Below are 19150 nucleotides of genomic sequence, written 5' to 3' on the forward strand. Positions count from 1 at the left end.
CCTCGTTCGGTGTCACACCCTTGGTGACGCAGATTGAGTGGACGCTGTTCGCCGGCACGGTCAAGCGCTGGCGCTGGGCGATGGCCGGTGGCGAGATCGCGAACGAGCGCTACTACGACCTGGCGGGCCGCGCGGTGCGCTACCCGCTGGGCGAGCTGTTGCGCGATGTGCGCTACGACGAGGCGAGCCGCATCGTGAGCTTCACGCACCTGAGCGCGAGCGATGGCACGGCGCAGCCAGCGCTGGACCAGGCCTTCGGCTACGACGAGAACAGCCGGTTGACCAGCATCACGACGAACGCGGCGAGCTGGGGCATCGGCTACGACGCCAACGGCAACCGCACCGGCATCAGCCTGAACGGCAGCCTGAGCGCCTACAGCGTGGAGGCGACGAGCAACCGGACCACGAGCATCACGAACCCGGCGAGGAGCTTCGGCTATGACAGCGCGGGCAATACGACGACCGACAGCGAGGGCTACACCGCGACGTACAACCTGCGCGGGCAGCTCGCGACGCTGACGAAGGCCGGGGTGACGACGAGCTACACCTACAACGCGGCGGGGCAGCGGGTGCGCAAGGTAAGCAGCACCGGGGCGCAGAGCACGGTGGTCTTCGCATACGACCAGGCCGGGCACGTGCTGGGCGAGTACGACCAGAACGGCGCGGCGCTGCGCGAATACGTGTGGCTGCGCGACACGCCGATGGCGATGTTCACGCCCGACCCGGCGAACCCCACCGGGGCGCCGCTGGTGTTCTACATCCACACCGACCACCTGAACACGCCGCGCGTGGTGGTGGACCGGCAGAACCGCGTGCGCTGGCGCTGGCTGGCCGAGCCCTTCGGCACCACCGCGCCAGAGACCGACCCGAGCGGGCTGGGGGTCTTTACGCAGAACCTGCGGTTCCCGGGGCAGTATGCGGACCAGGAGAGTGGGCTGTTCTACAACTACCACCGCTACTACAAAGCAGGAGAGGGGCGCTACACGCAGAGTGACCCGATCGGGTTGGTGGGTGGGAGCGTGTCGACGTACGGATATGTGGACGGAAATCCTCTGACAGCCGTTGATCCGTCGGGACTTTTCATCGTTGACGAGAACCCGCCTGAAGGCCTGAGCACGTATGAGCGCCAAGAGTGGACGAGAATGGTCAAGTCGTTGAAAGAGTTGGGGGAACGATTTCGAGCTCGGATCAAAACGGTCTGTTTCGTTGACCGTGCGAAGCTCCAGACCCTCTTTGATGATTGGGTATTGAGAATTGATCCCAACGTTTTCGCGTTGCGAAGGAATCGCTCTGATTTTGCTGACACACGGTATCCAAACTCCACGTTTTATTCTCGGTTCTTCCAGGAAGGCGACGCATATAATTCTGAAGCTGCTCCAGGTCAAGAATTCATCTTCGCGCATGAGTTTCGGCACCTCAGTCCTTCCAACAGAGCGAAGGGCTCGGCCAGTCTCACAGCCGGAAATCGCCTCAGCGGTCGAGGGGGTTTCGACCCGGCAGAAGCGGATGCAGATAAATTCGCAGAATTGTTTTTAGGAAGGTGTCCATGCGGCATTTCGAATTGACAACGACTTTGTGCCTTGCATTGGGTCTCACTTGCTCGGCGAACGCGTCAGAGTTTTTCTACGCGAATGCCGTGCATCCTTCATCGGGGCAGATCATCATCAAGCCCGATTCAATAGGTGGGCATCGGGCCGCGGCCGCGACAATGTGTACGGCGCAGGAGTTGATGTGGTGTTATCAGAGTGACATTTTTTCGTTTGCGCTTCCGAAGCAAGGCATCAATGCGAAGGCGTGGATGCACGCCGGCTTCCGGTACGAGATTCAGAAGCAGACGAAGCTCTCTTTGCTCGGCAGCGAGCTCGAAGTGCTTGAGATACTGCAGAGCCGCGATGGCAAGAAGGTGATGCACTTCGTCTACTCAACAGAGCGTGGGCTCATTTCGTTCCAAGCTGCACAGGCGGCTGCGCCGTCATTTCTTTCAGAGAGCCGCTGTGGTCTCGGGGCGCCAGAGAGCTGCAAGGAATAGAAATTCATGGACTGATGTTGATTTGTAGGCGCGCACGGGATGCAAAGCTGTCAGGGCGGGATGCAGTTTTTTCAGAGAGGTGTGCACGTGCAAAAAATAGTGGTATTGATTTTGGCTGGCGCTTTCTCTGCTGCATCGAACGCTGCAAGGGCACAGGAAATTGTTCGGTACGTGAATCTATTCGGCGAGAAGTCGATGATTCTAGGTGTCGGCGATAAAATCGTCAGGCTGTTGGATCTTGAGTACCCTTTGCAAAAATGTTCGCCCGAAGAAAGATTCGTCTGTCTGAAATCTGACGTTTTTGCTTTCGCGGTGCCCAGTGCCAAGAAATGGGCGCCGCAATGGACCTATGGTGGGGCGCGGTACATGGTGCTGCGGCAGGGTGCCATGACATTCAATGGCGAATTACTTGAGTATCAAGTGATCCGCCAAGATTGGCGTGAAAATACCATCGACTATGCGTACTCGAAGGAGCGCGGAGTGATTGCAATTCGCGCCAAGGGTGGAGATCAATTGACGTTGAGCGGCGATTGTGGATTCGCTGCAACCTCCACAAGGTATTGTCCATAGCCAACTCTTCACAAGCCATCGGCTCGATGGCCCGAATCAACGAGCCGCCAGCGCGTGGTCGCGCAGTTCCGTCGAGACGCAGTGAGCGCAGACAGCGATGACACGCTCAATGCAAGGTCGGCCGCTTCGCCCGTGCACTGCCGGCCTCGTCCCACGGCATGTCGAACTCGTCGGCCAGATCGCTGAAGCTGCCGACATTGGGACTGAGTTTGGCGGCATCCAGTTCGGCCCCGTCGTCCGTCTCCTCGTCCTCATCGACGAACAAGCTCTCCAACGCCTGCATTCCCACCGCATGCCCGAGATCCAGCGCGGCGACCGCGTCGCTCGGCTGCTCGATCCACTTCAGCGGGCTCAACTGCAGCATGCCTTCGGACGACAGCCCGAGCATCCAGCCGTATTCCAGCATCACGGCCTGCTGCATCGCCATCATCTGCTCGACGCGCAGCCCCGCGAGCTCGCGGGCCAGCATCGGCAGCAGCACCTGCGGGCGCACCGCGGTGACCGCACCGTCATGCTGCATCTGCAGCCGGCACAGCAGGCCGCCAGGGCCCCAGAACGCCGAACTGTCCTGCAACGCGGTGGCGCCGCCTTGCGGCAGCCCCATCAGCAGGGACATCTCGGACAGGAACTCATTCGAAGTGGTGGTGGTGTTCACGGTGGCAGGGCGTGCGGGAGTGGCTGATCGTGAATGCAGTGTGCTTGCCGCACGCGGGCGGTGCGCTGCTGCAAGCGAACGGTCGTACGTCAGCCCGAAGTCGGGGCAGGTAAGCTGCGCGGGCTTTCGACAACTGCCAAAGGTCATGCATGACGATCACCCTCCGGCGTGCCAACCCCGATGACGCCGCCGCCTTCGCCCGCATCATGGGCGACCCGCAGGTGTTCCCCGGTCTGATGCAGATGCCCCACACCGATGCGCATTCGTGGAAGTCCCGGCTGACCGACACCTGCGCGCCCGGCAAGACCGACCTGCCGCTGGTGGCCGAGCTTCATGGCGAGGTGGTCGGCACCGCCGGGCTGCACCCGGTCGGACCCCACCTGCGCCGCCGCCACGCGCTGGTGCTGGGCATTTCGGTGGCGCCGTCGGCGCAAGGCAAGGGAGTCGGCAGCGCGTTGATGGCCGCGATGTGCGACTACGCCGACAACTGGGTCGGCGCGCTGCGCCTGGAGCTGACGGTGTACACCGACAACGCGGCCGCGCTGCGGCTGTATCGCAAGTTCGGCTTCGAGGTCGAAGGCACGTTCAAGGGCTATGCGCTGCGCGACGGGCAGTATGTGGATGCGCACGCGATGGTCCGCTTCCATCCGAACCCGCCGCGCATCGGGAACTGATCCGTTCGATCAGCCCGCCGGCTTGCAGGACGGCAGCTTCCAGTCGGCCGGGCGGTCGACGCCGGCGCGCAGGTTCTGGCCCACCGGCACGAACCACACATCCTGCACCAGGCCGTAGGTCTTGCCGATGTTGCGCAGCTCGCAGCTCTGCCACAGCTTCGCGATCTCGGCGTTGACGGCCTTCGCGAGTTCGGGGTTGTCTTTGTTCAGGCCGAACACCACCTGGCCAAGGCCGGTCAGCAGCGGGAAGTCCGGCGACTGGTCGGTGAAGGCATTGAACCTGATGTGCCATTGCGGGTTGCGCGAGATCGCGTACTGCATCACTGGCGGATCGCCGATCACCGCGTCGATGCGGCCGGCCAGCAGGTCGCGCACCGCGGCGTCGGAGGTGTCGTACAGCGCAAGCGTCAGGCCGCTGATCTTGCGCAGCTCGGGAATGAACGAGAAGCCGGTGATGGTGCCGACCTTCTTGCCTTCCAGGTCCTTCAGCTTGCTCCAGTTGTTCTTCTCGGTCTGCGTGATGCCGTTCTTGAAGTAGTGGATCGGGTCGCTCAGCGTCATGATCTTCGAGCGCTGCTCGGTCCAGCCCATCGTGCCCGCCATCACGTCGACGCGCCTGGCCTGCACCGAGGCGATCGTGCCCGACCACTCCATCAGCGCCGGCTTCACCTTCAGCTTGGCCGCTTCGCTGATGCGCTGCAGGATCTCGCCGTCGTAGCCGACCATCTTGCCGTCCTGGTAGCCGGTGCCGGGCATGTCGCCGGTGAAGGCGATGGTCAGCGCGCCCTTCTCGATGGTCTCGACCGCCTGCGCGGCAGCCGGTGCCGCGGCGGCGAAGGCGAGCAGCAGCGTGGCCAGCAGGGCAGCGATTCGAATGCGTCCGTTCAACATGGGGAACTCCTGGAAGTGTTGACGTTGTGGGTCTGGAACGGCAGCGAATATAGGGACGCAACCCCCGCATGGATTGCAGGCGCTGACACGTGAATTGCACGCTTGCGACATGCCGGGTAAGCCCTCGGGGCCCGTGTTGGTGCATGCGCGGCGGCAAAAAAAAAGCCCCGGTGTGCGAGCACCGGGGCCAGGGCAACACGGCGAAGAAAGATCGGCTCAGGCGGCGTACCGCTGCACCGCTTCGGCCAGCCGCTCGGCGCTGCCCGCCGCCAGCGTCAGCCCGAGCGCCCCCTGGCCGGCATTGACGAAGACGTTGCTGTCGCGCACGCGGCCGATGATCGGTACCGAATCGGGCGTCGCCGGGCGCAGGCCGGCCCAGGTCTGCGGCGCGTCCAGCTCGCACAGCCCGGGGTACACCGCCTCCACGCTGTCGACCATCGCCCGCACGCGCGAGGCCGGCACGTCCAGCCGGTAACCGGTGATCTCGGCCATCGCGGCCACGCGCAGCCGGTCGCCGAGCGGCGCGAACACCGTCTTGCGGCCGAGGTGCGTGACGCTGGCGGTCGGCCGCGCGCCGCCCTTGAACGGCACCGTGATGCTGTAGCCCTTGATCGGGTAGACCGGCAGGTGCAGCCCGACGTCCGAGGCCAGCGCCGCGGCATGCGGGCCGGCGGCCAGCACGAAGGCATCGGCCTTCAGTTCACCGCGGTCCGATTGCGCTGCGGCATAGCGCCGGCCGTCGCGCACGAAGCCGCTGACCGCGGTGTCGAACGTCACCGTGCCGCCGAGCCGCCGCAGCCCGGCCACCAGTTCGCGGCACAGCAGGTACGGGTCGGCGACGCATTCGTCTTCGGTCCAGATGCCGCCGGCGATGTCTTCGCGCGCGGCCGCCAGCGCCGGCTCGCGGTCGCGGCATTCGGCGGGCGACAGCACCTGCTGCCGGCAGCCGAACTGTGCCTGCAGCTCGACCTGCGCGCGCTGCCGCCTCAGGGTTTCGTCGTCCGGGCACAGCACCAGCTTGCCGTTCTGCGCGAAGCCGAACGACCAGCGCTCCTCGGCCATCCAGCCGTCGAGCACGCGGCGGCTGCGCTGCGCCAGGTCGAGCAGCGCGGCGGTGCCGTGCAGCGCGGTCCCACGCCGGCAGGCGCGCAGGAACTGCAGGCCCCAGGTCCATTGCCGCCAATCGGCGCGCAAGCGGAACTTCACCGGCGAGTCTGCAGACCACAGCATCTTCGGCAGCGACTGCAGCGTGCCCGGCGATGCGAACGGCTCGACGTAGCTGTAGCTCAGCTGCGCACCGTTGGCGAAGCTGGTGCCGGTGCCCGGTTCGGGCGCCGCATCGACCAACTGCACCTCGAAGCCGGCCTTCGCCAGCTGGTACGCACTGGCGCAGCCGATCACGCCGGCCCCGACGACGCAGACCTTCATGGCCGCGCCTCGTCCGACGCCAGCAGCCAGCCGCCGCGCGCCCGCGACAGCACCAGTTGCGCGGTGGCCACGTCGGCCAGCCCGACACCGACCGACTTGAACACCGTGATGCCGGGCTGCTGCAGCTGCCACGGCTGCCGGCCGCCGAACAGCTCCGGCAGGTCGACGTACTTCTCGCTCAGGTGGCGCTGGTTCCACAGCACGATCTCGCCGGCCTCGACCAGGCTCTGCTGCTTCCATTCGACGACGATGCGCGCGGCGCGCGTCATCGTGGTGTCGTCCAGCTCGCGGCCCTTCGGCGTGCTGGTGCCGATCGCGGCGACGAAGGCGCCCGGCTCCAGCCACGCGCCGTCGAACACCGGCTCGGCCGAGCGCGTCGCGGTGACGACGATGCCGGCATCGCGCACCGCCTTCTCGGCGGTGGTCAGGCGCACCCGCGCACCGCTCCGCGCGTGCAGCCGGTCGATCCAGGCCGGGTCCGCCTTCGGGTCGACGACGCAGATCTCGTCGAAGCGGAACACCTCGCACAGCGCGTGCGCCTGCGAGCGCCCCTGCAGCCCGGCGCCGAACAACGCCAGCTTGCGCGGCGACGGCGCGACCGCGCGCGACGCGACCATGCGGGTGATGGCTGCGGTGCGAAAGCGCGTCAGCTCGTTGCCGTCGAGCACCGCCACCGGCGTGTTGGTCGACAGGTCGAACAGGATCACCGCGAAGCTGAACTGGCCGGCCACCGTCGGGTAGACCTTGACGCCGGCCACGTTGCGCGCGGCCCAGACGCCGCCCATGGTGCTGAGCTTCGTGCCGGCGCAATCGGTGCGCTGGCGGCCGTGCACGGCGGCCTTGTCGTCGGCCAGGTCCTGGAAGGCCTCGGCCAGCACGTCGGCGACGCCGCGGAAGTCCAGCAGCTCGGCAACCTGCGGATCGGTGATGTGAAGCATGGGGTTCGCCTTGACGTTGATGGGGATCAATCCAGCCCGTTGGGAACGGCCTCGTGCCAGGGGGTGGCCTTCTCGAAGGCATGCGCGACGCGCAGCACCAGCGGCTCGGCCATCGGCTTGCCGACGAACTGCACCGAGACCGGCAGGCCCTGGCCCGAGAGCCCCGCCTGCACCGCGACCGAGCACAGGTCGAGCAGGTTCACGAAGCGGCCGAAGCGCGACAGCGGCGTCGACAGCTCGTCGACCTCGCCGACCGGGATCGCGGTGATCGCGTTGGTCGGCATGAAGCACACGTCGACGCCCTCCATCGCGTCGAGCATCGCGGTGCGCGCCTTGTCGCGCATCTTCAGCAGTTCGATGTACTGCGCGGCGTCGATGTCCTTGCCGGCCAGGATGCGGCGCCGCACATGCGGGTCGAACACCAGGTCCTGCTCGAACAGCTCGCCGAGGTTGGCGTAGCCCTCGGCGCTCATCAGCTTGCCGGCGATGCGCATCGATTCGGTCAGGCTCTGCGGCAGCGGCCGCTCGACCAGCTGCATGCCCAGCTCGGCCAGCGTCGACAGCGCGCGGTCGTACAGCGACAGCACGTCCGATTCGATCGAATGCCGCTCCGACGCCGGCAGCACCCAGACCCGCGTGCCGGCCGCGTCGTGCTCGATGTGGTGGACCGCGCGGCGCACCGGCGCGCCGGCGCTGACCGGGTCGCGCGGGTCGGGCCCGGCGATCGCGTCGAGCAGCAACGCCGCATCGCGCACGCTGCGCGCGATCGGGCCGACGGTGTCGTGCGTCGGGCACAGCTCGACCAGGCCGTGGCGGCTCACCAGGCCGTGCGTGGTCTTCAGCCCGACCAGCCCGCACAGCCCGGCCGGGATGCGCACCGAGCCGCCGGTGTCGGTGCCGAGCGCGCCGCAGGCGAGGCCCGCCGCGACCGCCACCGACGAGCCGCTGCTCGAGCCGCCCGGCACGCGGTGCGTGTGCAGGTCCCACGGGTTCCACGGCGTGCCCATCACCGCATTGGTGCCCCAGCCGCCGAACGCGAACTCCACCGTCTGCGTCTTGCCGATGATCACCGCGCCGGCCGCGCGCAGCCGCTCCACCACCGTCGCGTTCAGCGTCGACACCTTGGCCGGCACGGCGCGCGAGCCGGCGCCGATCGGCCGGCCTTCGATCTCGAACAGGTCCTTGACCGCGATCGTCACGCCATGCAGCGGCCCGAGCCGGATGCCGGCACGCAGCAGCCCGTCGAGCGCGCGCGCCACCTGCCGCGCCTCGTCGGCATAGACCTCGACGAAGGCCTTCAACTGCGGCTCGAAGCGCGCGATGCGCGCCAGCCGGTGCTCGACCAGCGCCTCGCTGCTGACCTGGCCGTCGCTGATCGCGGCGGCGGTCTCTTCGAGGGTGGCCCAGGTCAGCGATTCGATGCGCGACGGATCGATGTTCTTGCGGGTGTCGAGGTTTGGCGTCATGGGGTTCCCAGGGCGCGTCGTCCGCGCGACAGCCGCCGGCCCAGCAGGCGGGAAACCATCGACAGCGGGAACGCGATTGCGAAATAGAAGAGTCCGACCAGCACGAAGATGTGCAGCGGCAGGAAGTACTCGCTGGACATCGCGCGGGCCGCGAGCATCAGCTCGTCGGTCGCGATCAGCGCGCACAGCGAGCTGTCCTTCAGCAGCGAGACGTAGCAGTTGACGAGCGGCGGCAGCATCACGCGCAGCGCTTGCGGCAGCACGACCGCGGTGAACACCTGGCGCGGCGTCAGCCCGGCGGCGAGCGCGGCCTCGCGCTGGCCACGGTGCACCGAATCGAGCCCGCCGCGGAACACCTCGGCCACGTAGGCCGCGCCCTGCAGCCCGAGGCCGAGGATGCCGGCCCAGTAGCCCGACAGCGTGAGCCCGAACGCCGGCAGCCCGAAGTACAGCGCCAGCAGCAGCGCCAGCAGCGGCACCGCGCGCACGAACTGCACCACCGCGTTCGATGCCAGCCGCAGCGCCGGCGAGCGCGAGCGGGCCATCGCCACCAGCAGGGCCGCCAGCAGCAGCGCGAGCAGGAAGCCGAGTGTCGAGAGCTCGGCGGTGACGCGCGCCGCCTCGAGCAGCCGCGGCCACCATTCGGGCAGGTACTCCCGGTAGACCTGGAAGAAAGCGCTCATCGTCCGACTCCCAGCCGACGCTCCATGCGGTTGAACATCCAGCTGACGGGGAACACGATGCTCGCGTAGAGCACCACCGCACTGGCATAGATCAGCGGCGTCTGGAAGGTCGACGTCACCAGGTTGCGGGCGTAGAACATGATCTCGGGCGCGGCGATGGCCGACGCGATCGAGGTGTCCTTGATCAGCTGGCTCGCGTAGTTGCCGATCGCCGGCAGCGTCAGCCGCAGCATCTGCGGCAGCACGATGCAGCGCAGCGCCTGCATCGGCGTCAGCCCGCAGGCGAGCGCCGCTTCGCGCTGGCCGACGTGCAGCGCGCGCATGCCGGCGCCGAACACGTCGCACAGCACGGCCGCGCCGACCAGGCCCAGGCCGACGATGGCGGCGCCCTTCGGCGAGAAGCGCAGGCCGATCGACGCGAGGCCGAAGTACAGGATGAACAGGTGGGCGAGCGCCGGCACGTTGCGCATCCATTCGACGTAGGCGCCGATCGCGGTGCGCACCAGTGCGAGCGAGCTGAACACGTCGAGCAGCGCGAGCAGCAGCCCGAGCGCGAACGCGATCAGCGCCGCGCCGAGTGCAACCTGCGCGGCGGTGACGGCGCCCTCGAGCAGCGTCACGGCGATGGTGGGCAGGGCGTCGAGCATCACGCCGCCAGCCCGGACGCTTCGCCGACCTGGCCGAGGAAGGCGCGCGTGCGCTCCTTCTGCGGGCGGTTGATCACGTCGGCGGCCGGGCCTTCCTCGACGATCACGCCGCCGTCCATGAAGATCACGCGGTCGGCGACGTCGCGCGCGAAGCGGATCTCGTGCGTCACCAGGATCATCGAGCGGCCGTCCTCGGCCAGTTCGCGGATCACGCCCAGCACCTCGCCGACCAGCTCGGGGTCGAGCGCCGAGGTGGGTTCGTCGAACAGGATCAGCTTGGGCTTCTGCGCCAGCGCGCGGGCGATCGCGACGCGCTGCTGCTGGCCGCCGGACAGCCGCTCGGGGTATTCGTCGGCCTTGTGGCGCAGGTGCACCTTCTCGAGCATCTGCTCGGCCAGCGCGTGGGCCTCGGCGCGCGGCATGCCGCCGGCCTTGATCGACGCGAGCGCGACGTTGTCGCGTACGTTCAAGTGCGGCCACAGGTAGAAGCCCTGGAACACCATCCCGATCTCGCTGCGCTGCGGCGCGAGTTCGCGGTCGCTCATGATGCGCTCGCGCCCGTTGCCGGTGCGCACCGTTCCGATGCGCTCGCCTTCGAGCACGATCTCGCCGCCGCTCGGTTTCTCGAGGTAGTTCACGCAACGCAGGCAGGTCGACTTGCCGGACCCGCTGGGGCCGATCAGCGAGAGCGTTTCGCCGCGCTGCAGCTGGAACGAGATGTCCTTGAGCACTTCGGCGGCGCCGTAGCTCTTCTTCAGGCCCTTGACCGTCAGCAATGTGTTTTCCATGTGTCCCCGTCGTGCGTACTGATTGCGACGAGGGGGATGCTAGGAACGATCGCCGCAACGGCATGGCAGGGCGGTGCGGCTATATTGAACGGATGCGACATGCCGGGAAAACCCTGACCGATGACGACCGCACCGATCAGGCGCGCTCGCTGGTCGACCGGCTCGACCAGGCCGGGCAGCCGGCGCGGCCCGGCAGGAAGGCGGCATCGAAGGCCGAGCTGCGGGTCGGCATCCTGTTGTGGCCGGGCTTTCCGCTGCTGTCTCTGGCCGGCCTGTGCGACGGCCTGCGCCATGCCGCCGACCTGGGCGACCAGAGCCGGCAGAATCGCTGCTCGTGGGCCATCCTCGGCACGCCGGGCGAATCGGTGACCGCGAGCTGCGGCGTGCGGGTGCCGGTCGACCTGCCGCTGTCGGCACCGGTCGACTACGACTACGTCGCGGTGATCGGCGGGCTGTTGCCGCGCATCGGCGGCGCCGACCCGCGCTACGTGGCCTTCCTGCGCTCGGTGGCGGCAGCCCAGGTGCCGCTGATCGGCATCTGCACCGGCAGCTTCGTGCTGGCGCGCTTCGAGCTGCTGAACGGCCATGCGCCGTGCATCCACCCGTTCCACGTCGACGACTGGCAATCGATGCACCCGGGCCTGGCCTTCGAGACGCGCTCGCACTATGCGATCGGCTCGAACCGCATCACCTGCGCCGGCGGCATCTCGATCGTCGAGCTGGCGGCCGAACTGGTGCGGGTGCACTGCGGCGCCGACCGTGCGGCCAAGGTGGTGCACCAGATGACGGTGAACGCCGAGAAGACCGCGAGCCACGTCGCGCGCCGGCATGCGCTCGGCTACGAGTCGAGCGACCACGAGAAGCTGCGCCAGGCCATCGTGCTGATGGAGAAGAACATCACGACGCCGCTGGAGATCGCGGTGATCGCGCGGCTGGTGAAGTCGAGCAGCCGGCAGCTGGAGCGGGTGTTCCTCGCCGAGACCGGCGCGACGCCGTCGGAGCACTACCGCAATTCGCGGCTGAAGTACGCCCGCTACCTGCTGACCACCACCGACCTGCCGGTGGTGACGATCGCCGGCGAGAGCGGCTTCTCGGACGCGTCGCATTTCATCCGCCACTTCCAGCAGCTGTACGGCATGGCGCCGGGGCGGCTGCGCAAGGCGCTCAGCGGGCCGACGCCGGCGGTCTGATGACGGCGCGAGGACCGGTGCGCGCAGCTTCGGTTGAGCGCACGCGGCTTCGCAGGTCATGCGAGCGTCACATCCGGGATGGCAAGAATCGATCGGGTACCGCAAACACCCCACTCGAAGGCTCTGCCATGTCCATCCCGACCCACACCTCACCCGTTGTCTCGCGCAGCAATTCGCGCGCGTCGTTGCCGAGTCCGTCCGAGACGCCGCTGCCGTCGTCGCAGCCGACGCAACTGACGCGATCCGGATCGACCCATTCCGACAAGGCGCAAGGGGCCGGACTGCCGAAGGGCCGCAGCCGCACCGGGTCGCAGGCCAGCCAGGCCTCGGTGCAGTCGGTGCGGCGCCCGTCGAGCAGCGAAGCCACCAGCAAGCTGGCGGCGCTCGACAAGCAGAAGGGGGTCGACAGGACGCCCGAGGCGCCGGCGATCCTGCACGGTGGGCGCTCCCGTTCCGACGACATCACGCCGATGGATGTGGAGCGGGCGCGCGGCGAGATGATGTCGCACCTCGACCTCGAAGGTCTTGCGAAGCAGTACGAGCAGGTCAAAGGCGCCGGCCTGAGCGACCAGGACATTGCCGGGCATGCGCTGGCAAACCTGTTCGACGAGCCGCCTGCCGCAAGGCACTCGCCGTCGAACATGACGCCTGCGGCTTCCGACAGCGGCGATGCGCAGCGGGGCAACATGCTGCAGCGCGCGGCCTCGACGACGAAACAGTTCGCCCAGCGCGTCGCTGCAAACAAGGACTTCACCAGCAGCTGGGGCAAGATTCTCGCGTCCGGCGCCAACGTCACGGTTCGCAACTTTCCCGGCGTGTTCGTCGGGACGTTCGCGCGACAGTTCATCACCATGGGGCAGGAGGCCGCCTTCGCCAAGTACGGCACCTCGCCGCAGGCCAGGGCTGCCCTGGGCACGCTGTTCGGCGTGGGGCCGGCGCTGGTTGCGCATGGCGCCGGCGCCATCCGCGACGAAATGGCCGGCACCGCGACCTGGACCAGCCGCCGCTCGCGCATGATCATGGCCGGCACCGCAGTGGCTGCGACCGCCTTCGAGCTGGGCATGGGCGCCGCTGACGAGAACTCCTCGCTGCACATCGGGTTCACCGCCTACACCGCGATCCGCGACCTGCTGGTGCAGTCCAACCTCCGACTGGACAACCACAACACCGACGGGCTGGTGCCGGACTGGAAGCACTTCGGCGCAATGATGGTGGCCTATGGCATCGACCAGGGCGTGGTCAGCTACTGCATGTCGAAGTTCGCATCGCCCTCCGGTCCGGGCGCTTTCAAGGCGCATGCCGGTGTCAAGGAACAGCTGACCAATGCGGGTGTGCGCGCCTTCATCAACCTGCTGGGCGAAATCGGCGAGGACCTGATGTTCCAGTCGATCCCGGCAGTCCGTGCCTGGTGGAACAACGCCGACGACGCCCACGTGCTGCAGCTGGGCATCCACTCGGAGGGCTACCAGGCGGGCTATCTCGCGAACGCCGCGATGGGACCATGGGCGGTGCGAACCGGCATCCTCGCGACGACGATCGCGCTGACCGGCGTGACCGGCAAGAAAGTGCCCGAGAAGTTCCAGGAGTTGACGGCCGACATGATCATCGGCGGCGTGAACGCGTTGCTGTACGAGCCGTTCGCGAACGCCGGTTCCGGTCAACCCGACCCGAAGGGCAGGGCGCGCATCGAGGATGCGGAAGCCGCCGACGCGCACGGCGCGGAGAGCGATGCCGACAGCGTGCGCACCTATCCCCACCCCAACGCCGATATGACGAACCTGGCCGCCGTGAAGCGGCAGCAGGACATGCAACTGACGCAGCGCCGGCCCGGCCCGAACGACGCGTCGACCTCGACCGCCTGAGCGCACAGCAGCGTCCGCGCATTCTTCGCCACCCTTCCATCCGAGCAGAAAGAACCATCATGTTCAATTCTTTGTCAGCCAGGCGCAGCAACGCCGCAGAGTCCGGCAGCCGCGCAGTCATTCCCGATCCGGCGAGCCGCAACCAGGGCTGCGGGACCACGCCGGCGACGTCCACCAGCACACCCACCAACACGCCGACCACGCGCGACACCACCAGCGGGCCGAAGACGCGCAATCCGGCATCGGCCGCCCGGCGTGGCCAGGGCCCGCGCGGCGGACTGCTGTCGACACTGGGCCGCCTGACCGGCACGACGCAGGCGGCCGAGGCCAAGACGGCGGCCGAAGCCGCTGACGCGAAGGCCGATGACGCTGCGCGGCGCGCCACCTTCGCCCGCGCCGTCGCGACCACCGACCTCGGTGCGATGCGGCGCAACATCCGCCTCGGCATGGCCATGATCGGTGCCGGTCCCCGCCCGGACTACAGCGATCCGGATGCCACCGAACCGAAGTGGATCCCGGGCCGCCGCGCGGCCGTCGTCGTCAAGGCCAGCGGCTACGGGCTGGACGACAAGCATGGTCCCGGGCTGGACGAGAAACGCGTCAAGGTCGCGATGATGGCGCTCTCCGAAGGCATCCGCGACTTCTTCGTGGCCAGCGCGGAGGAAGCGGCAGACCTGCGCGCGGCGTTCAAGGCCCAGCGGCCGGACCTGGCGGGCGACGTCGCGATCAACATGCTCGACGGCATCGCGCCCGGCGAGGACCTGCAGTACCTGATCCAGCACAGGATCACGCCGGTGCTCAACAGCGTCGACGAGGTGAAGATGTGGAACGAAGCAGGCCAGGCGGCGAACCGAAAGCTGCCCGCGATCCTGCAGTTCGACACCGGCATGACGCGCGCCGGTATCCGCGAGAAGCACGTGGCCGACCTGGCCGAGCAGTGGCGCTCCGGGCAGTTGCCGGGCCTGGACATCAAGATGGTGATGTCGCACCTGTCCGACTCCGACGATGCGTCGGCGCTCGAGGGCTCGACGCTCTACGAGCATGTCGCCGGCAAGAAGACGCAGCAGCAGCTGGAGGCGTTCAACAGGATTTCCGAGCAGTTCCCCGGCATCGACGAATCGATCGGCGCTTCGTCCACGGTGTTCCTCGGCAAGGAGCTGCACAAGGACATGGTGCGCATGGGCGCGACCTTCCACGGCCAGGCGCCGTTCGGCGACGAGGACCATCCGCTGGAGCCGACGCTGAAGATCGAGGCCAAGATCCGCCAGGTGGATGTCGCCGAGACGGGCTCGCAGATCGGCTACGGCAGCAACTACACGGTGAAGGGCGAGCCGGAACTGCACGGCGCCATCGCCTGGGGCTACACCGAGGGCGCTCCGAGGCGCAGCAACGGAAACAAGGAGGGGGATCCGGCGCGGCCCTACGTGATGGTCGGCACGCACAAGGCGGAGTTCATCGGCTCGACGTCGATGGACCAGTCGCAGATCAGGCTCGACGGCGTGCCGGCCGACCTGCGCAAGCCGGGCGACATGGTGACCGTGCTCGGCGACGGCATCAGCGTCAACCAGTTCTCGAAGATGCACGGCTCCGGCGTCTCCGAGCTGAACGTCAAGCTCGGCTCGCGGGTGGCGCGGAAGTACGTGGACGACAACGCCCCGTCGGTGGTGGGCGAGGCCTATGTCGACCCGTCGCCGCACGCCTGGAAGGACTGAGCGGCCTGCGTGTGCGAGGATCGCCCCCTCGGCAATGCGGCAACAGTGAAAGGGCAGGGCGTGGCAACGGTCAGAGGCAATCGATCCGTCGTGGCGGGCATGGGGCAGGCGGTGCTGGCGCTGTGGGTGTCGTGGCCGGCGGCGTCGGCCGCGCAGCCACTGGCCCAGGCGGTGCCACCGTCGGTCATCGAGCCGGCGGTGACGTTCCCGGTGACCTCGGCGGCGGAGTTGATCACGCCGCTGCCGGCGCAGGGCGCTGACGCCGGGTCGGCGCCCGAGGCGGCGCCGCTGCGCTCGCTGTGGGCCGACCCGCGCGCGGTGGCGCGCCTGTTCCGAGAGGCCTGCATCCAGACCGAAGGCCAGCCGGCCGCGGCGGTCGACTGGGCGCTTGCGCAGGGCTTCTCGCCGGTCGACCCGATGCGCGGCTCCACCGACGAGCTGCTCGCCGGCGAACCCGGCACGGTGCTGGCCGCGCCGGGCAGCGACAGCCGGGTGCTGCTGGTGGCCGCGCAAGGCTCGCGCTGCACGGTGTGGGCCGAGCGTGTCTCCGGACCGGGGCTGCGGCTGGCGCTGGCCGAGGTGACCGGCGAACTGACCGGCAAGGGCGCCCGCGTGCAGCTGCAGGTGGAACGCAGCATCGAACGCGCCGGTGCCTGGCGCACCCAGATGCAATGGCGCTACCGGCGCGTCGGCGGTTCGCAGGACTTCGGCATCGGCGCGGTGACGACGCTCAGCGCCGCGCCGGGGACGCAGGCCCTGAATTTCGCGCCGATGCCAGCGGCGACCGGCATCGCGCCGGACGGCGTGAGGGCACCGTGATCCGCGTCGCGCCGCGCTGGCGGTGCCTGCTGGCGGCCGTGGGTTGCGCCGCGGTGTTCGGCGCGCAGGCGCAGACCGAGGTCGCCTTCGACAGCCTGGATCGCCGCGGCGGCCAGGTCGTCACGCTGAAGGCCTGGTGGTTCGGTGTCGACAGGCGGCAGGCGCCCGCGGTCGTGCTGCTGCACGGCTGCAGCGGCCCGTACGACCACCGCGGCCGGCTCGGCGAGCGCATGCGCGAGTACGCGCAGCTTCTCAACGCGCAAGGCCTGCATGCGCTGGTGGTGGATTCGCTGACGCCGCGCGGCGAGACCGAGCTGTGCACGCAGCGCGTCGGCACGCGGCAGGTGACGCAGGCGAATCGCCGGCTCGACGCGCTCGCGTCGCTGCACTGGCTGGCGCAACGGCCCGACGTCGATGCGCGGCGGCTGGGCCTTGTCGGCTGGTCGAACGGCGGCAGCACCGTGTTGTCGGCCACCAACCTGCGGCAGCGCGAGGTGCGCGATGCGCCGCTGCGGCCGGCCTTCGCGGTCGCGTTCTACCCCGGTTGCGAGGCCGACCTGCGCCGCGGCTACCAGCCGTCGGCACCGCTGCTGGTGCTGGTCGGCGAGGCCGACGACTGGACGCCCGCCGAACCCTGCCATGCGCTGGCGGCACGGGCGGTCATCGACAGCGGTGCCGGAACGCCGGCGGTGCAGATCGAGGCCTATCCCGGCGCGTACCACGGCTTCGATTCGCATGCGCCGGTGCGCGTGCGCAAGGAAGTGCCGAACGGCCTGCACCCGGGCGAGGGGGTGCATGTCGGCGGCAACCCCGAGGCGCTGCAGCGCTCGCGGCAGCGCCTGCTCGAGTTCATCGCGCCCTGGGCAAGGCACTGAAGCGCATCACGCTCACATCAGCATCACGATGCCGTTGCGGCCGGCCGACTTCGCGCCGTAGAGCGCCATGTCGGCCCGCTTCAGCAGCCGGTCGAAGGCGATGTCGGGCGGCGGGCGCTCGGTCATGCACAGCGTCGCGATGCCCATGCTGACCGTGACGAAGCCGAGCGGCGAATCGGCATGCGGGATCGCCATGTGGTGGAGGGTCTGGCGGATGCGCTCGCAGCGGCGTTCGGCGTCGTCCGCACTGACGTCGGGCAGCAGGACCGCGAACTCCTCGCCGCCGATGCGGGCCGCGCATTCGCCGCCGCGCTCGAAGGCGGCGCCGATCGCCCGCGCGACGCGCGCCAGGCAGTCGTCGCCGGCCGCGTGCCCGTAGCGGTCGTTGAATCGCTTGAAGTGGTCGATGTCGACCATCACCAGCGTCAGCGGGCGCTGCGAACGCCAGGCGCGGCGGACTTCTTCCAGCTTGCGTTCGTCGAACGCGCGGCGGTTCGCGAGGCCGGTCAGCGCATCGCTGCGCGATTGGTGCAACAGCTCGCGGCGCGCCTGCTCCAGCTGCGCGAGGTCGCGCCAGCGCGCGAGCGCGCCGAACAGCGGCTTCGCGATCAGCGCGATCTCGCGTTCCTCGACCGCCTGCGGCAGGTCCAGGCAGGCCAGCAGCTGGCCGCTGTCGGCGGCATCGTGCCGGCACACCTGCAGCGAGCCGGCCGCGCAGCCATGCAGCAGTGCGCGGGATTCATGGCAGTCGCTGCTTTCGGTGCACCACTGCATCTGCCAGCCGTCGACCGGGAACAGCGGCGGCAGCTCGGTGCCTTCGGCCGGGCAGCCGCCGGTGCCGCCGCTGAAGGTCCAGGTCCAGCGGCGGGCGTCGCCGCGTTCGGCCAGCGCGCAGGCACGCGCACCGAGCAGCTCGGCGATGTCGGCCAGCGCCATCCGAAGCGCGAGCGGATAGGCATCGGGTGGCAGGTAGATCAGGCGGGCCGACAGGCGCGAGGCCGATTCGAGCACGCGGTTCAGGCGCGTCAGGTCGGCGGTGCGCTGCTGCACCGCGGTCTCGAGGCGGTCGCGCTCGGCACCGAGCCGCTGCAACGCGCGGTCGCGCTCGCCGACATAGCGTGCGATGCCGCGGTGCAACTGCTGGAAGCTGTCGGCTACCAGGTCGATCTCGTCGCGCCAGCGGCGCTGCGGACGCGGCCAGATCGGCAGCGGGCCGAGTTCTTCGGGCTTCAGCAACGCCGCCTGCCGGGCGATCAGGCGCAGGCCGCGGGAGATGTCGCGATGCAGCATCCAGGCCACCAGCAGCCCGAGCAGCACGGCCGGCAGCACGATCGCAACGGCCGTTCTGGCGACGCTGCGCCGCATCTCGGCCGACAGGCCGCTGCGATCGAAGTCGAGCTCCAGCCGGCCGAGCGTCGTGGGGTCGGCGCCTGCCGCGGCGATCGGCATCTCGATGCCGTGCAGCGCCGCGCGCGGCAGCATGTCGTGCAGCACGCCTTGCGGCGCGCCGGGCAGGTCGGACGGTGCCCCGGCCGCGTAGGCGGCGCCGGTCTCGGCGAACAGCCGCGCGTTCACGACGCGTGGGTAGCGGGAGATCAGGTCGAGCTCCTGCTGGATCGCGCTGCCGTCGCGTCGGCGCAGCGCATCGGCGAGTCGCGGCAGGCGCGTGGCGGCGATGTCGCGTGCCATCGATCGTTCGTCATCGACCTGGGCGCCGAAGGTGAGCCAGGCCTGCAAGCCGAGCGACAGCGTCGAGCACACCAGGCAGCTCAGGGCAATGGCGACGAGCGTGCGCAACACCAGCGGGCGGAAGCGCCGCCCGGCCGGGGTGGGCGGCGCAGGCAGGGCAGCGAGGGTGGACGACAAGTCGATGGTCATGGGAACGCCCGCGGGCGGGCGAGGGAGGCGCGACGGAGAGGCATC

At 68.8% G+C, this 19150-nt stretch carries 18 protein-coding genes; 9 read left to right on the forward strand and 9 right to left on the reverse strand.

Annotated features, from left to right (window positions below):
- Positions 1 to 23: 23 nt before the first annotated feature.
- The 3 genes from FHT26_RS06450 (at position 24) to FHT26_RS06460 (ending at position 2599) form a co-directional block, all read left to right on the forward strand.
- A complete protein-coding gene (locus FHT26_RS06450; RefSeq protein WP_168559334.1) occupies positions 24 to 1565 on the forward strand; it encodes an RHS repeat-associated core domain-containing protein in 1542 nt (513 codons plus the stop codon).
- Positions 1547 to 2029 (forward strand): hypothetical protein, encoded by a 483-nt coding sequence (locus tag FHT26_RS06455; protein WP_168559335.1) that lies wholly within the window; start codon positions 1547 to 1549, stop codon positions 2027 to 2029. The genes FHT26_RS06450 and FHT26_RS06455 overlap by 19 nt, the downstream gene beginning before the upstream one ends.
- Positions 2030 to 2116: 87 nt before the next feature.
- Positions 2117 to 2599 carry a hypothetical protein gene (locus FHT26_RS06460; protein ID WP_168559336.1) on the forward strand — a complete coding sequence of 161 codons (483 nt, stop codon included), beginning with the start codon at positions 2117 to 2119 and terminating at the stop codon, positions 2597 to 2599.
- 106 nt (positions 2600 to 2705) lie between these two features.
- Here the strand turns inward: FHT26_RS06460 and FHT26_RS06465 are convergent, their stop codons facing one another.
- Positions 2706 to 3401, reverse strand: a complete 696-nt coding sequence (locus tag FHT26_RS06465; RefSeq protein WP_168559337.1) for a hypothetical protein — start codon at positions 3399 to 3401, stop codon at positions 2706 to 2708.
- Positions 3402 to 3403: 2 nt separating this feature from the next.
- Between FHT26_RS06465 and FHT26_RS06470 the strand changes: the two genes are divergently transcribed.
- Complete coding sequence (locus FHT26_RS06470; RefSeq protein ID WP_168559338.1) at positions 3404 to 3928, forward strand: GNAT family N-acetyltransferase; 525 nt, start codon at positions 3404 to 3406, stop codon at positions 3926 to 3928.
- A 9-nt stretch (positions 3929 to 3937) separates the two neighbouring features.
- Here FHT26_RS06470 and FHT26_RS06475 read toward each other — a convergent pair whose 3' ends face one another.
- The 7 genes from FHT26_RS06475 to FHT26_RS06505 form a co-directional block, all read right to left on the reverse strand.
- Positions 3938 to 4819, reverse strand: a complete 882-nt coding sequence (locus tag FHT26_RS06475) for an ABC transporter substrate-binding protein (protein ID WP_168559339.1) — start codon at positions 4817 to 4819, stop codon at positions 3938 to 3940.
- Between the two features lie 216 nt (positions 4820 to 5035).
- Entirely contained in the window at positions 5036 to 6247 is a 1212-nt protein-coding gene (locus tag FHT26_RS06480) for a D-amino acid dehydrogenase (RefSeq protein WP_168559340.1), read from the reverse strand.
- Positions 6244 to 7185, reverse strand: a complete 942-nt coding sequence (locus FHT26_RS06485; RefSeq protein ID WP_168559341.1) for an ornithine cyclodeaminase family protein — start codon at positions 7183 to 7185, stop codon at positions 6244 to 6246. The genes FHT26_RS06480 and FHT26_RS06485 overlap by 4 nt, the downstream gene beginning before the upstream one ends.
- A gap of 26 nt (positions 7186 to 7211) precedes the next feature.
- On the reverse strand, positions 7212 to 8651 hold the full coding sequence (locus FHT26_RS06490; protein ID WP_168559342.1) for an amidase: 1440 nt from the start codon (positions 8649 to 8651) through the stop codon (positions 7212 to 7214).
- Positions 8648 to 9334: an amino acid ABC transporter permease gene (locus FHT26_RS06495; protein ID WP_168559343.1), complete on the reverse strand. Its 687-nt coding sequence runs from the start codon at positions 9332 to 9334 to the stop codon at positions 8648 to 8650. Before FHT26_RS06495 ends, FHT26_RS06490 begins: the two co-directional genes overlap by 4 nt.
- Positions 9331 to 9981, reverse strand: coding sequence for an amino acid ABC transporter permease (locus tag FHT26_RS06500; RefSeq protein ID WP_168559344.1), 651 nt, complete (start codon positions 9979 to 9981; stop codon positions 9331 to 9333). The genes FHT26_RS06495 and FHT26_RS06500 overlap by 4 nt, the downstream gene beginning before the upstream one ends.
- Positions 9981 to 10769: an amino acid ABC transporter ATP-binding protein gene (locus tag FHT26_RS06505; protein ID WP_168559345.1), complete on the reverse strand. Its 789-nt coding sequence runs from the start codon at positions 10767 to 10769 to the stop codon at positions 9981 to 9983. The genes FHT26_RS06500 and FHT26_RS06505 overlap by 1 nt, the downstream gene beginning before the upstream one ends.
- Before the next feature lie 92 nt (positions 10770 to 10861).
- Between FHT26_RS06505 and FHT26_RS06510 the strand changes: the two genes are divergently transcribed.
- The 5 genes from FHT26_RS06510 (at position 10862) to FHT26_RS06530 (ending at position 17227) form a co-directional block, all read left to right on the forward strand.
- On the forward strand, positions 10862 to 11959 hold the full coding sequence (locus tag FHT26_RS06510) for a GlxA family transcriptional regulator (protein WP_168559346.1): 1098 nt from the start codon (positions 10862 to 10864) through the stop codon (positions 11957 to 11959).
- A 128-nt stretch (positions 11960 to 12087) separates the two neighbouring features.
- Positions 12088 to 13821, forward strand: coding sequence for a hypothetical protein (locus FHT26_RS06515; RefSeq protein WP_168559347.1), 1734 nt, complete (start codon positions 12088 to 12090; stop codon positions 13819 to 13821).
- A gap of 59 nt (positions 13822 to 13880) precedes the next feature.
- Complete coding sequence (locus FHT26_RS06520; RefSeq protein ID WP_168559348.1) at positions 13881 to 15533, forward strand: alanine racemase; 1653 nt, start codon at positions 13881 to 13883, stop codon at positions 15531 to 15533.
- Between the two features lie 60 nt (positions 15534 to 15593).
- Positions 15594 to 16352: an NMCC_0638 family (lipo)protein gene (locus tag FHT26_RS30465; RefSeq protein ID WP_168559349.1), complete on the forward strand. Its 759-nt coding sequence runs from the start codon at positions 15594 to 15596 to the stop codon at positions 16350 to 16352.
- The gene (locus FHT26_RS06530; RefSeq protein ID WP_168559350.1) at positions 16349 to 17227 is read left to right on the forward strand and encodes a dienelactone hydrolase family protein; all 879 of its coding nucleotides are present in this window, start codon (positions 16349 to 16351) and stop codon (positions 17225 to 17227) included. Before FHT26_RS30465 ends, FHT26_RS06530 begins: the two co-directional genes overlap by 4 nt.
- A gap of 12 nt (positions 17228 to 17239) precedes the next feature.
- On the opposite strand, the gene FHT26_RS06535 is transcribed toward FHT26_RS06530, so the two are convergent.
- A complete protein-coding gene (locus tag FHT26_RS06535) occupies positions 17240 to 19105 on the reverse strand; it encodes a sensor domain-containing diguanylate cyclase (protein WP_168559351.1) in 1866 nt (621 codons plus the stop codon).
- Positions 19106 to 19150 lie beyond the last annotated feature (45 nt).

Source organism: Rhizobacter sp. SG703, from assembly GCF_012275445.1.
GTDB lineage: Bacteria > Pseudomonadota > Gammaproteobacteria > Burkholderiales > Burkholderiaceae_C > Rhizobacter.

What these genes read in the sequence shown, in the direction of transcription:
- FHT26_RS06455 (WP_168559335.1), top strand. Translation starts at nt 1,547, where the DNA reads ATGCGGCATTTCGAATTGACAACGACTTTGTGCCTTGCATTGGGTCTC.
- FHT26_RS06465 (WP_168559337.1), bottom strand. Translation starts at nt 3,401, where the DNA reads ATGACCTTTGGCAGTTGTCGAAAGCCCGCGCAGCTTACCTGCCCCGAC.
- FHT26_RS06470 (WP_168559338.1), top strand. Translation starts at nt 3,404, where the DNA reads ATGACGATCACCCTCCGGCGTGCCAACCCCGATGACGCCGCCGCCTTC.
- FHT26_RS06475 (WP_168559339.1), bottom strand. Translation starts at nt 4,819, where the DNA reads ATGTTGAACGGACGCATTCGAATCGCTGCCCTGCTGGCCACGCTGCTG.
- FHT26_RS06480 (WP_168559340.1), bottom strand. Translation starts at nt 6,247, where the DNA reads ATGAAGGTCTGCGTCGTCGGGGCCGGCGTGATCGGCTGCGCCAGTGCG.
- FHT26_RS06485 (WP_168559341.1), bottom strand. Translation starts at nt 7,185, where the DNA reads ATGCTTCACATCACCGATCCGCAGGTTGCCGAGCTGCTGGACTTCCGC.
- FHT26_RS06490 (WP_168559342.1), bottom strand. Translation starts at nt 8,651, where the DNA reads ATGACGCCAAACCTCGACACCCGCAAGAACATCGATCCGTCGCGCATC.
- FHT26_RS06495 (WP_168559343.1), bottom strand. Translation starts at nt 9,334, where the DNA reads ATGAGCGCTTTCTTCCAGGTCTACCGGGAGTACCTGCCCGAATGGTGG.
- FHT26_RS06500 (WP_168559344.1), bottom strand. Translation starts at nt 9,981, where the DNA reads ATGCTCGACGCCCTGCCCACCATCGCCGTGACGCTGCTCGAGGGCGCC.
- FHT26_RS06505 (WP_168559345.1), bottom strand. Translation starts at nt 10,769, where the DNA reads ATGGAAAACACATTGCTGACGGTCAAGGGCCTGAAGAAGAGCTACGGC.
- FHT26_RS06510 (WP_168559346.1), top strand. Translation starts at nt 10,862, where the DNA reads ATGCGACATGCCGGGAAAACCCTGACCGATGACGACCGCACCGATCAG.
- FHT26_RS06515 (WP_168559347.1), top strand. Translation starts at nt 12,088, where the DNA reads ATGTCCATCCCGACCCACACCTCACCCGTTGTCTCGCGCAGCAATTCG.
- FHT26_RS06520 (WP_168559348.1), top strand. Translation starts at nt 13,881, where the DNA reads ATGTTCAATTCTTTGTCAGCCAGGCGCAGCAACGCCGCAGAGTCCGGC.
- FHT26_RS06535 (WP_168559351.1), bottom strand. Translation starts at nt 19,105, where the DNA reads ATGACCATCGACTTGTCGTCCACCCTCGCTGCCCTGCCTGCGCCGCCC.